This window comes from Ciceribacter sichuanensis, assembly GCF_024055605.1.
Taxonomy (GTDB): Bacteria; Pseudomonadota; Alphaproteobacteria; order Rhizobiales; family Rhizobiaceae; genus Allorhizobium; species Allorhizobium sichuanense.
Genome location: NZ_JAMXLX010000001.1, coordinates 88469 through 101129 on the forward strand (window position 1 = coordinate 88469; position 12661 = coordinate 101129).

Sequence of the window (12661 nt, forward strand, 5' to 3'; positions counted from 1 at the left end):
ATTACCAAGTGTATTTCAGCGAGGCGGTCACGCTACGGCGTGAGCCGTAGAAGCAGGCAGTGGCGCTGGCGCATGAGGCCACATATTTCTCGTCGGCAAGGTTCGACGCGTTGACCTGCAGTTTCAGGCCCTTCATGTCCGGGAACTTGGCGGCGAAGTCGTAGGAGAGCGACGCGTCGAAAAGAGTGGTCGGGTCCACCTTGAAGGTGTTCGTCGCATTGCCCCAGCTTTCGCCGAGGAAGCGCACGCCGCCGCCGATGCCGAGGCCGGCAAGCGGACCGTCGAGGAATTCGTATTTGGCCCACAGCGATGCCTGATCGATCGGCACGCGTGCCGGCATCTTGCCGAGTTCGGCGGACCTGACGGTCTCGGTGACTTCCTGGTTGATGTGGCTGTAGCTGGCGACGAGCTTCAGATTGTCGGTGATCTCGGCATGGGCTTCGATCTCGAAGCCTTTGCTGACGATCTCGCCGGTCTGGTAATAGAGTGACGTCGCGTTGTCGTAGAACAGGACGTTCTGTTGCGTCAGGTCGTAATAGGAAGCGGTGACCTGATAGTTCTCGCCTTCCGGTGCGAACTTCACGCCGACTTCATACTGCTGCGCTGTCGTCGCATCGAACGGATCCTGGCCTGCGCCTGGCGACTGGGTGACCGGTTCGAACGAGGTGCTGTAGCTCGCATAGGGCGAAATGCCGTAGCCGAGGTCGTAGATCGCGCCTGCGCGCCAGGTGAATTCCTGATCGTCGTAGGATGCGTCCGTATTGGAGGAAGTCTTGTCGTCGACGTCGGTGTCGGCCCAATCGTAGCGCAGGCCGGCCATGACGTTCAGTCTGCCGAATTCGATCTGGTCCTGCAGGTAGACGCCGACCTGCGAGGCATCCGTCGTCGCGTCGGTGGAGGTGCGGCGGCCGGTAACGGTCACATTGCCATAGGACGGGTTGGTCCAGTCGATCGAGTTGGCGGTCCCGCGGGAAACCAGATTGTCCTCGGTGGTGAAGCGGTAGTCGACGCCGCCGAGCAGGGTGTGGCTGAGCGGTCCGGTATCGACCTTGGCCTGGATCTGGTTGTCGATGACGAACTGATGCTGCAACTGGGTCTGGTCGCTCGCCGCGCGGCTGACAGTCTTCTCGTCGGCCTGCAGGCTGTTCCAGGTAAGCGTGTTGTAGGTCTGGTCGATCATGCTGTAGCGCATGTTCTGCCGCAAGGTGATGTCGTTTTCGAACTCGTGCTCGAAGGCGTAGCCGATATAGGCCTGCTTGCGCGTCGATTCCTGATAATCCGGATCGCTGACCAGGAAATCGGTCGGCACATAGCCGTAAGCCGTCTCGTCGACGGTACCTGCGGCCTCGAGGAAGTTGCGGAAACCGGCTTCCGGGTCGTTCTGGTAGAAGGCCTCGATGGTGAGCGAGGTCTGCTCGTCGGGTGTCCATGTAACGGACGGAGCAAGGCTGATGCGCTTCTGCTCGAGGAAATCCTCCTGCGTGTCGGCGCGCCATGCCGTGCCGGCGAGACGATAGCGGATGTCCTCGTTGCCGGGCAGCGCATCGGAAAAGTCGAAGCTCACCGACGCGCGGTCGCCGGTGCCGAAGCCAACTTCCACCTCATGCAGCGGATCGTCGGTCGGGCGCTTGGTCACAAGGTTGACGATACCGCCCGGATTGGCCTGTCCGTAAAGAATGGAGGACGGGCCGCGCACCACTTCGACGCGCTCCAGCAGCCACGGGTCGATCTGGCCGAGCGAGTTGTTGCCGTAGAGAAGGCCGTTGACGAAACGCGGCACGTAATAATAACCGCGGATGAACATCTCGTCGTGCAGGTTGGACGGGCCGCGATATTCGGCAAAGACGCCGGCGGAGTAACGCATTGCCTCGGCGACCGACTTTGCATCCTGATCGGCGATCTGTTCGGCGGGAACGACGGAGACCGACTGGGGTGTCTTGGAAAGGGGCGTGTCGGTCTTGGTGCCGGCGCGGCTCTGCTTGGCAACATAGCCCTTGACCGGGCCATCGCCCTTCTCGCCGGCGCCCTGAACGACGATGGTCTCGAGTTGCGTGCTGCCATCATCCGCGTCCTGCGCCTGCGCGGCGCCGATGGCGATCAGGCTTGTCGTGGCAATCAGCGCGAGCCCTGACAGGCTGCGCGACCGGCGCGCGACGTTTTGCTGGATTGCATCCTTGCCTTTATTGGTCATTTCACTGTCCCCATGCACGGCTGACCGCAGGAATTGCGGCTTAAACTTGACTATATAAGTCACCTATATGATTAAGGGGTGTCGTGTGTCGATGGATGAGGCCATGCCCTGAGCGGCAAAAAGCTATGCGCGAACGTCACTGACTCCGGGCAGTGACGGTTTCGCGAAAAACGCGGACGAGAGACCATGGGATTGATGAACAAGCAGCCGGTTGAGAAGCCCCAGTTTCCCGGACAGATACAGGTGGGCGTCTTCGACGGCACGGGGCCACATCACCAGAACCAGCCGCTGATTTCCCTCTCGCCCAAATTCCAGCTGTTCATCTTTCTGAGCGGCCAGCAGAAATTCTATATCGATGACGTCTTCTTCGACATGAACGCCGGGGAGGGCGAGGAGGGGCGGCCGATCGCACTTGTCATGAACCGAGTCCAACGATCCGGGCTCCGGCATGTGCAGCAGCCCGGCCAATTGCTCAGGAAGGTGATGATCTCCGCTCCGGTGAGCTGGGCTGAGGACCTTCAGCTCGACCGCGACCAGCGCTCGCCGGAACTTTCCGATTTCATCTCCGGCCACATGAACCATTTTGTCTGGTGGCCACATCGCCATGCGGTCCAGCTTGCCGAGGAAATCGTGAACCCGCCCGTCGCCCTGCATGGCGAGATCCGCGATCTCTACTGCAAGGCCAAGGCACTCGAACTCATGTGCCTAGCCTGCGCAGCCCTGGTCGATCGTGATCGCTCGGCGGTGGCAAGGCCGACGATGAGCACGCTTCGGCAGAGCGAGAAGGTCCGTGACTACCTGCTCGATCATCTCGACGAGACGCTGACCATCGAACGCATCGCGCGGGATACGGGAGCAAGTGCGAGTTCCGTCCAGCGGCATTTCAAGGAGCACTTCGGTAGCACGGTCTTCGATTTCATCCGCCGCAAGCGGCTGGAAAAGGCCCGTGATGCCCTTGAGCGCGACGGCCTGACCATTGCGCAAGCGGCCTATATCGCCGGTTACGCCAACCCCACCAATTTCACCACCGCTTTCAAGAAGGCTTACGGCATCCCGCCCAAATACTGCCGCGCATGACGTATTCGGCTTCGATAAACTTGTCTATTTGTGGCAGGTTTTAATTGCCGATCGTGGCAGGCGGCATTATGGATGGCGAACCGACCGGTCATGCCGGTTCCCTTTTCACGTCTCGATCCCGCCCATGAAAGCCGTTCTCCTCGCCTTCACGCTCCTTGCTGCGATGATCATCGCGAGCCTGCTGACCGGTGTCAGTCCGGTCTCCGTAGGGGCGCTGTTGCGTGGCGAATTCGAAGGAAATACGGCCGTTGTGATCGCGGCAAGCCGCATCCCGCGCACGCTGGCGCTGCTCCTGGCCGGGGCCGGCCTCGCGGTTTCCGGGTCGATAATGCAGATGCTGGCCCGCAACCGCTTCGTCGAGCCGTCGACCGCCGGCACGGCGGATTCGGCAAGCCTTGGCATGCTCCTCGTCATGCTTCTGGCGCCCGGTCTACCGGTTTTTGCCAAAATGCTGGTCGCTGCCGTTTTCGCACTCGCCGGCACGGCGCTCTTCCTGGCGGTGCTGGAACGCATTCCCCTGCGGTCGGTTCTTCTGGTGCCGCTGGTCGGCATCATGCTCGGCGGCGTCATCAGCGCCGTCGCCACCTTTCTCGCCTATCGTTATGACCTGGTGCAGTCGCTCGGTGCCTGGTCGAACGGCGATTTCTCCATGGTTCTGAGAGGACGCTACGAGCTTCTCTGGATCGCTGCGGGGTTGACTGTCCTCGCCTATTTCACCGCGGCCCGCTTCACAATCGCCGGTCTCGGCGAAGCGGTGGCGCGCAATGTCGGCCTCGATTACCGCGCCGTCGTGACGCTCGGTCTGGTGATCGTTTCGCTGGTCACCTCATCCGTCGTCGTTACCGTGGGTATGATCCCCTTCCTCGGTCTGGTGATCCCGAACGTCGTCAGCCTCATGGCCGGAGACAATCTGCGCCGCACACTGCCCTGGGTCGCCTTCAGCGGTGCCGCGCTGGTGATGTTCTGCGATCTTCTCGGTCGCCTGATCATCTTCCCCTATGAGATCCCGATCGGCCTGACGATGGGCGTCATCGGCTCGGCTTTCTTCCTGTACCTGCTTCTCGGGCGGCGCGCCTATGCAGCGTAAGGGGCTTCTTGCATCGCCGGCCGTGGTCGTTGCGCTGACCGGCATTGCGGCTTTCGTCGTTTGTCTTCTCTTCATGACCGTCGGGGTGAAGGGGGACTGGGGCTTCGTGCTCGCCTTCCGCGGCACCAAGCTTGCCGCCCTCGTACTGGTCGCCTTCGCCGTTTCCGTGTCCACCGTTTTGTTCCAGACAGTGACAGGCAATCGCATCCTGACGCCGGCCGTCATGGGCTTCGATTCCCTCTACGTGCTGCTGCAGACCGTTCTCGTCTTCTTCCTCGGCGGCCTTGGAGTCGCGACCCTCGACCAGCGTTGGCTGTTCGTGCTGGAAGTCGCCGCCATGGTGCTGCTTTCCAGCCTGTTGTTTCGGACGCTGTTTTCCGGGGGAACCCGCAGCCTGCATCTGCTGCTGCTCGTCGGCATTCTCTGTGGCGGCCTGTTCAGAAGCCTTGCCGGCTTCATCCAGCGGATCATCGATCCGAATGAGTTCGTCGTGCTGCAGGACCGGCTGTTCGCCAATTTCAACAGCATCGATGTGCAGTTGCTCGGCTTGTCCGCGATCGCCGTTTCCGCAACGACTGCCGTCGGTCTCGCCAACCTCTCGCGTTTCGACGTGCTGTCGCTCGGCCGCGAGACGGCGATCGATCTCGGCCTGGATCATCGCCGCATGGTTACTCTGGTCATGGCGCTCGTCGCGGTCCTCGTTTCCGTGTCCACCGCGCTTGTCGGCCCGGTCACCTTCTTCGGCCTGCTGGTCGCCAATCTCGCCTATCTCGTGACGCCAAGCTTCCGCCATCGCCATGTGTTGCCGGTCACGGTTTTCCTGTCGATCGTTCTGCTCGCCGGCGGGCAGATGATCCTCGAACGTCTCTTCGCCTTTTCGACGGCGCTCAGTATCGTCATCGAATTCTTCGGCGGCCTCACCTTCATCCTGTTGCTCATGCGTGGGAAAGCCCGATGATCGAAATTCGCGACATCACCAAGTCCTATGACGGCACGGTCGTGCTCGACCGGGTCGACCTGACCATCCCCAAGGGTGGCGTCACGTCGATCATCGGCCCGAACGGCGCCGGCAAGTCGACACTTCTCTCCATCGCAAGCCGCCTGATGGCGCCGGATACCGGCACTGTCACGGTCGACGGCATGGACGTGCAGAAGACGGCGGGCGATGTGCTGGCCAGGCGCCTCTCCTTCATGCGCCAGGACAATCAGATCGCCGCAAGACTGACCGTCGGCGATCTCGTCGCCTTCGGCCGCTACCCTTATTCCAAGGGTCGTCTGACCGTCGAAGATCACGAGCATGTCGACCGTGCCATCGGTTTCGTCGCGCTGGATACTTTCAGGGATCGCTATCTCGATCAGTTGTCCGGCGGCCAGCGTCAGCGCGCCTTTGTCGCTATGGTGCTGGCGCAGGACACGGACTACGTGCTGTTTGACGAACCGCTCAACAATCTCGACATGCGCCATGCGCTTTCGACGATGAAGCTGCTCAGGCGCATGGCCGATGATTTCGGCAAGACGGTCGTCGTCGTGTTGCACGACATCAACTTTGCCGCCACCTATTCCGATACGCTGGTCGCCATGCACGAGGGCAGGGTGGCCGCTGTCGGCACGCCGGATGAAATCGCCGACCCGGAGCGGCTGCGCGATATCTTCGAGATGGACTTCATCGTCCATGAGATCGGCGAACGCCGGCTGATCGATTTCTATGTCTGAAACGGGAGAGACAGGGATGGACCATCACGTGATATCAGGAAATCCGGTTCCCGACCGCACCCCAAGGCGGGTTCGGCACGAAATCCGCGTGCGTTCGCTCGATGTCGCCCGTGTCTGCCGGATCGCACCGAACATGGTGCGCGTGACTTTGACCGGCGAAGAATTGCGGGGTTTCGCCAGCGTCGGTTTCGACGACCACGTCAAGATGTTCTTCCCCGGTCCCGGCCGGACGGTTCCGGATCTGCCCATCGTCGGGCCGAAGGGTATCGAGATGCCCGAAGGCGTGGCCCGACCGATTGCGCGCGATTACACACCGCGCCGGTATGATCCCGTGGCGAACGAACTCGATATCGATTTCGCGATCCATGAGGACGGCCCTGCAACGCAATGGGCGGTGAATGTGAAAGTGGGAGACCGGGCCTGGATCGGCGGTCCGCGCGGTTCCTTCGTCGTCCCCTTCGCCTTCGACTGGCATCTGCTGATCGGCGATGAAACGGCGCTTCCGGCGATTGCCCGCCGCCTTGAGGAACTGCCAGCCGGAAGCAGGGTCGTAGTGGTCGCCGAGGTCGAGAATGCGGCGAACGAACTGGAGCTTGCGAGCGATGCCGAAGTAACGGTGGTCTGGGTCCATCGCGGCGAACGCGCCGCCGGCGAGCCTGTCGGTTTCATGGAGGCACTGGAAGGTTTGCAGTGGCTTTCCGGTGACTATCACGCCTGGATTTCCTGCGAGAGCCTGGTGGCCAAGGACCTGCGCACCTATCTGATCGACAACAGGGGCGCCAATCCGAAGTGGATGCGAGCCTCCGGCTACTGGCGCCGAGGTGCCGCCGGCATGCACGACCATTTCGACGAATGAGTGGAAATTAGCCTCTAAACAGGGACGGGAACTCCGCCGATGCGGATCTTGATACTCGCAATCGCATGGCTGATGGTGGCAATCGGTATTGTCGGCGTTTTCCTGCCGGTCCTGCCGACGACCCCCTTCATGATCCTCGCCGCCGGGCTTTTCGCCCGGTCATCGCCGCGTTTCGAGCGCTGGCTGCTCGAACATCCGAAATACGGCAAGCCGCTGACCGACTGGCGGCGGGAGGGCGCGATCTCGCGCAACGCCAAGATCGCCTCCGTTTCGCTGATGACGGTAAGCTATGCCATCGTCTGGTTCGCCGGCCCGCCGCAGCTCTGGCTGAAGCTTCTGGTCGGTGCCATTCTCGTCGCCTGCGCCACCTTCGTCCTCTCCCGCCCATCGCCCTCGCAATGAGCGGAGGTTCCTCGTCCGTTATTCGCTCAGCGCTCGCCGAAGCCGCCGGAGGATGACGCCGCGCGCCTTGTCGTCTCCGGCGCGCTTGAGTTCGTCCTGAAGGTCGAGCACCAGCGACTGCAGGTCGTTATGCCAGTCCTTATGGCCGGGCCGGGCGGGATCGATCCGCGGCGCCCTGATCTCGGAGATGTCGGCGGGGCCGGACGGCGTCAGTTCGAAAGCGCTGTCGAGACGCGGGATGAAGATACGCTCCAGCGGCAGAAAGGCCGAGAGACGTTCCCCGAGCCCGGCAAGCGCCGCCTCTTCTCCATGGACGAGGAAGACGCCTGACGTGATCGGCAGCCGTTCCTTCACCCAGGCGGCAAGTTCGGGGCCATCGGCGTGGCCGCTATAGATGTCGAGGCGGCGAATACGGGCACGGACGGTGATCTCATCCCCCTGGATGCGCACCGTTTGCGCGCCGTCCTCGAGAATGCGTCCGAGCGTTCCGGCAGCCTGATAACCGACCAGCAGCACGGTGGCCTCTTCGCGCCAGAGCCAGTTCTTCAGGCGGTGTCGGATACGTCCCGCGTCACACATGCCGCTTGCGGCGATCACGATGTGGAAGCCGTGCATGTGGTCGATGGCCTTGGATTGCTCGACCGTTTCCGTAAAACGCACATTGCGCGCCTCCATGGCCTCTGCCAGCATCCTGCCGTTTTCCAGTTCGCGGGAATGGCGGCGGAAGATTTCGCTCGCCCGGGTAGCAAGCGGTGAGTCGATCACGATCGGACAGGTGGCAATCGCGCCGGTCTTCATCAGGTAGACGAGATCGGCCAGCAGTTCCTGTGTGCGTTCGACCGCAAAGGAGGGGATCAGCAACGCCCCGTTGATGTTGGTGGCCGCTTTCACCTCCGCCTTGAGCGCCGCCCGCCGGGTCTGGTCGGAAACATCGTCACGATCGGTATCGCCATAGGTGCTTTCGCAGATGACGTAGTCGAAACCTTCCGGCGCCTCCGGGTCGAATTGCAGAAGCTTGTGGCTCGGGCCGATGTCGCCGGAAAAGAGCACGCGCAGCCGTTTGGAGGGCGTGTCGATCTCCATTTCAACGGACGCCGAGCCGAGCAGATGGCCGGCATTCCAGAACCGGAAACGGATCCCCTCGGCTGCCTGTTGCCAGCGTTCCAGTTCGACCGTGCGCATCAGGGTGACGGCGCGCGCGGCATCCTCAGCCGTATAGATCGGCTCCACCGTATCGCGGCCGCGACGTTGGTTGCGGCGGTTGAGCTGCTCGACTTCGCTTTCCTGGATATGGGCGGAATCCGGCAGCATCACGGAGCAAAGATCGATCGTGCCGCGGGTGGCGAAGATCGGTCCGTCATAGCCGACCTTGGCGAGCTTGGGCAGCAGTCCCGAATGATCGATATGGGCATGGGTCAGGATCACCGCCTCGATGGAGGTCGGCTCGAACGGAAAGGACCGATAATTCAGTTCCTTCTCGCTCTTCGATCCCTGGAACATGCCGCAATCGACGAGCACACGCGTACCGTCGTTTTCGACGAGGAAGCAGGAGCCGGTCACTGTGCCGGAGGCGCCATGGAAGCGGATAATGGGAGCGGAAGTCATCGGTTCGGTATCCAGCGGCTGGCAGGCATGGGCATCGCAGATCCACTATCCAGCCAGTCGTTCGCTGCGATGGCGGCATGTCGCGGCCGCACGACAAGTCATCTCCGGAAACGTCCGGTTGCGTCAACCCCCGCACTTCCATCCGCGATCTACGGTCGCAGGCGACCATCGTTCAATGAAGGTGCGGGATATCAGGGCCTCCGCCGAAGGACGCGAGGTCCGGATAGAAGGCGGAGTCCGGACGGGGATCGAACGTGAAGGCAATGCGCGACAGGGCATCACGCGCCTTTTGCGCATAGAATTTCTTGGCCCGGTCGTCGGAATGAACGCGGCCGGCTTCTGCGAGAACAGCGGCAGCTTCCCGCAAGCGTTGACCCGCCAGCAATGCAACGCCCAGCTTGTAGCGGCCCTCGACATGGTGCGGCGCAAGTTTGCAAAGCTTCCGCAATGTTTCAACGGCCTGGCCGTAGCGCCGGGTAGCGAGATGCACATCTCCAAGCCTCAGAAGAACCGGTACGGGATCGGCAAGCCGCGGAATGAGGGCGAGATAGGAAGCCTCCGCCGCACGCATCTCACCGCGTTCGAAAAGCAGGTTGGCAAGACCGAACTCCGCGCCGCGATGATCGGGCATCGCAGCCAGAACCTGGCGAAAGGCCGTTTCTGCCTCGGGTTTCTTGCCGGAATGATAGAGGTCGAGCGCGCGCTCATAGACGAAACGCACACTGCGTGGGTTGATGAAACCGCCGAGATTGAGGCCGTTTCGGGTCCGGAAAAGCGTGCAGGTGATCTGCCGTTCCTTGACACCGAACATGTATTTGTAGGGTTCGTTGCCGCGCAGGAAGTCGTAGGTGCGAAAGCCTTCCGAAATCGCCTTCCGGATGCAATAGCCGTGCAGCACGAGACCGGGCGAGGGCGTGGTCCATGCCTCGTCGCGGCCGGTGATATAGAACAGGACGGCTTTCTTCTGACGGTCGATGATGTTGGCGAGAACCCCGAGCGGGCGTTCGCCGTGCCAGAGCACCGGCACGTCGAGATTGCCGTCGGCAAAACAATCCATCAACACTTCACGGGATGCACGGATCATTTTTTCGGCGTTTTCTTCTCCCTTGATCGGCGTCCACCGCACTCTCCAGAAGCCGAAGAGGATATCGAGGTCGCGCTCTATCGTTTCCGGTGTCGCCATGGTGATGCGGTATTCGTCCCCGCCCTCGACCTTGCGCAGGAAGCGCCTGAGTTTCTGTCGGGTCTGGCCGCTCATGTGCTGTTCCAGATAGCCGTCCCAGCTGTCGGGCAGATGGATGACCGGACAGATGGTATTGTCGATCTGCTGTTCGTTGCGGGGCACGTTGTTGCGGAACATCACCTCCGGTCCCTGCAGCGCCCGGACCAGAGCTTCGCGCCGGCCGGGCGGGCCGCTGAAATAGTCGAGCTTGATCTGGGTCCACCGCTCCTGCCTGAGATAGGCGGCAAAGCCCGTAATGGCCTGCTGCTCGTAGTCCGGCAGGGTGATGAAACCGGTATAATCGGCGGCGAAATTGCCGGCCATGATGATCTCGTCGGTGAAGATACCGTCGGCATTGGCCTTCGTCTGCAGACGCAGGGGAAAGAAGGCGAGATAGGGAGAACCGGGTTCGCTTTTCCTGAGAGCCAGGATGAACCAGCGCCGGCGATGGGAAAGATAGCGCTTCAGCCATGTCCAGGAGAGGAAGTGCTGGGCATCCGGGTCCGCCATGAACACCTCGTCCCAGTTCCGGCGAACGGCCGCGAAGGCCTCCACTGTATCGATGATGTCTATCCGCACCGCATTTCCCCCTTCAACACATAACTTTCGGAAGTTCGGCCTCAGATCTCCTTGGCCAGATGCGGGCTCTTGTGAATGAAAGCCCAGAGCGATTTGCTGATATCGGTGATTTCCGAAATCGAGCTTTCGAGCTGCCGCATCTCTTTTTCGTCCATCTGCTCGACCTTGCCGTAGCGGATCTCGCTGTCTGTCTCGACAAGCCGCATGAGCTGGGTGCTGGAGATGTCTCCGCTCTCGTCGAACGAATAGATGCTGTGATTGTACTTGTTGCGGACCTTGGCTTCCTTCTTGAGCCGCGCCATGGCGAACAGCACGGCTTCCCGGTCGGCTTTTGGGGTGGAGCGACGCTTGGCGAGCCGCTCCACGAGATCGATCCGGGCCCTTGTGGTATTGAGCGTCAGGAAAACGATGATCGCCGCTTCCTTGTCGACCGCCAGAAGGTGGGCGATGACATAGATCAGCAGGCTTTCCGTATTGGTCCAGACGTAATTCAGCCGGCCGACTCCCAACAATACATCCGGCATATTTCCCATTTTGCGCTCTCTCCTGTGTTCTTTGCCGCGTTGCCTGCCCTGTCATTGCTCCTTGAATGCGCGTGACATGCTGTCGCTGATCGGCTTCGAGAGATATTCGAAGAATGTCCGCTCCGATGTCTGGATCAGCACGTCGGCCGGCATGCCCGGAACGGGGTGGAAGCCGTGCACCAGCGCGAGTTCTTCCTTGGGCAGCTCCACGCGGACGATGTAGACGTCCTTCTGGGCGCCGGCCGCGCCTTCCTCGATCGAGTCTGCCGAGACGTAGAACACCTTGCCGGTCAGCACGGGCGTAGTGCGGCGATTGAGCGCCGAAAGCCTGATCGCGGCGGTCTGACCTTCGCGGAGCTGATCGATCGAGGTACGCAATACCTGCGCCTCGACGATCAGGGGAACCCCGGCTGGCAGGATTTCCATGATCGGCTTGCCGGTGGTGATGACGCCACCGGCGGTATGGTAATAGGCGCGTACGACCGTTCCCGTGACGGGAGAACGGATCACCGTCCGATCGAGCACGCCTGAGGCCTCCGTCATCTGTTCGCGAACGCTGTCGAGATCGGCCTCTGCCGTTTCCAGGGCGTCGAGCGCGGCTTGCTTGTTGGAATTGATCGCGATCACGGCTTCCTGCTGGTACTTGGCAATCTGCGCGCGGTTCTCGTTGAGTTCGCCTTCAAGACGGGCGAGGTCTCCGAGCGCGTCTGCGATGGCTCGTTCCATGGCGAGCAGATCCATCCTGCGCAGATAGCCCACCTTGACGAGCTTGGCCTTGGAATCGCGTTCCTCCGTCAGAAGTGCGATCTGTTTTTCGAACGACTGCTTCTGGCCCTGATAACCGGCAAAGCGGAACTCCAGCGAGACGATGTTCTTCTGAATGAGGTTCAGCTGTTCCTCCAGCTTGACCTGCTTGCTGTGAAAGATGACGTTCTGGCTCTCGATGATGGCGTTGACCTCGGGATCGCTCGCTTCCTTCATCACGATGTCGGGAATTTTCAGTTGCTTGCTGCCGTCGGCTTCCGCCCTGAGACGCGCGACCACGGCCTCCAGCCTGAGGCGGCGGAGCGTCAGCGCCCGCTCGTCGGCAAGAGCCGCAGTCGGATCAAGTGTCAGCAGCACCTGTCCTTCCTTGACCATTTCCCCTTCGCTGACTTGCATCTCCTTGATGATGCCGCCTTCGAGATGCTGGACGATCTTGTTGTTGCCGGTGGCGACGAAACTGCCCTGCGCGATGATCGCAGAGGAAAGCGGCGCAGTTGCCGCCCAGAAGCCGAAGCCACCGAACGTGCTCAGCAGAGCCGCCAGCCCGATGGTGGTGTGGCGTCGGATCGAACGCGGAACCTCGCTGTACCATTCGACGGGGCCCGGATCTGTTTTCGCTGAAACGCTGCGTGCCATGGTA

At 61.4% G+C, this 12661-nt stretch carries 11 protein-coding genes; 6 read left to right on the forward strand and 5 right to left on the reverse strand.

Features of this window, described 5'->3' with window-relative positions; translation table 11 throughout:
• Position 1 precedes the first annotated feature (1 nt).
• Positions 2-2191, reverse strand: a complete 2190-nt coding sequence (locus tag NBH21_RS00380; protein WP_250911989.1) for a TonB-dependent siderophore receptor — start codon at positions 2189-2191, stop codon at positions 2-4.
• A gap of 186 nt (positions 2192-2377) precedes the next feature.
• Here NBH21_RS00380 and NBH21_RS00385 point away from each other — a divergent pair, with 186 nt between their 5' ends.
• The 6 genes from NBH21_RS00385 to NBH21_RS00410 all read left to right on the forward strand — a co-directional run bounded on the left by NBH21_RS00385 (position 2378) and on the right by NBH21_RS00410 (position 7326).
• On the forward strand, positions 2378-3268 hold the full coding sequence (locus NBH21_RS00385) for a helix-turn-helix domain-containing protein (RefSeq protein WP_250911990.1): 891 nt from the start codon (positions 2378-2380) through the stop codon (positions 3266-3268).
• Between the two features lie 124 nt (positions 3269-3392).
• Complete coding sequence (locus NBH21_RS00390; RefSeq protein ID WP_250911991.1) at positions 3393-4355, forward strand: ABC transporter permease; 963 nt, start codon at positions 3393-3395, stop codon at positions 4353-4355.
• Positions 4345-5313, forward strand: a complete 969-nt coding sequence (locus tag NBH21_RS00395) for an iron chelate uptake ABC transporter family permease subunit (protein ID WP_250911992.1) — start codon at positions 4345-4347, stop codon at positions 5311-5313. The genes NBH21_RS00390 and NBH21_RS00395 overlap by 11 nt, the downstream gene beginning before the upstream one ends.
• Positions 5310-6068: an iron ABC transporter ATP-binding protein gene (locus tag NBH21_RS00400; RefSeq protein WP_250911993.1), complete on the forward strand. Its 759-nt coding sequence runs from the start codon at positions 5310-5312 to the stop codon at positions 6066-6068. The genes NBH21_RS00395 and NBH21_RS00400 overlap by 4 nt, the downstream gene beginning before the upstream one ends.
• Before the next feature lie 16 nt (positions 6069-6084).
• Positions 6085-6924, forward strand: a complete 840-nt coding sequence (locus tag NBH21_RS00405; protein WP_250911994.1) for a siderophore-interacting protein — start codon at positions 6085-6087, stop codon at positions 6922-6924.
• Positions 6925-6963: 39 nt separating this feature from the next.
• The gene (locus NBH21_RS00410) at positions 6964-7326 is read left to right on the forward strand and encodes a YbaN family protein (RefSeq protein WP_250911995.1); all 363 of its coding nucleotides are present in this window, start codon (positions 6964-6966) and stop codon (positions 7324-7326) included.
• Between the two features lie 18 nt (positions 7327-7344).
• Here NBH21_RS00410 and NBH21_RS00415 read toward each other — a convergent pair whose 3' ends face one another.
• From NBH21_RS00415 to NBH21_RS00430, 4 genes are all read right to left on the reverse strand, one after another.
• Positions 7345-8931, reverse strand: a complete 1587-nt coding sequence (locus NBH21_RS00415) for an MBL fold metallo-hydrolase (protein WP_250911996.1) — start codon at positions 8929-8931, stop codon at positions 7345-7347.
• Between the two features lie 172 nt (positions 8932-9103).
• Complete coding sequence (locus NBH21_RS00420; RefSeq protein WP_250911997.1) at positions 9104-10732, reverse strand: GNAT family N-acetyltransferase; 1629 nt, start codon at positions 10730-10732, stop codon at positions 9104-9106.
• A gap of 41 nt (positions 10733-10773) precedes the next feature.
• A complete protein-coding gene (locus NBH21_RS00425) occupies positions 10774-11265 on the reverse strand; it encodes a hypothetical protein (RefSeq protein ID WP_250911998.1) in 492 nt (163 codons plus the stop codon).
• A gap of 42 nt (positions 11266-11307) precedes the next feature.
• Positions 11308-12657: an HlyD family type I secretion periplasmic adaptor subunit gene (locus tag NBH21_RS00430; RefSeq protein ID WP_250911999.1), complete on the reverse strand. Its 1350-nt coding sequence runs from the start codon at positions 12655-12657 to the stop codon at positions 11308-11310.
• Between the last annotated feature and the right edge of the window lie 4 nt (positions 12658-12661).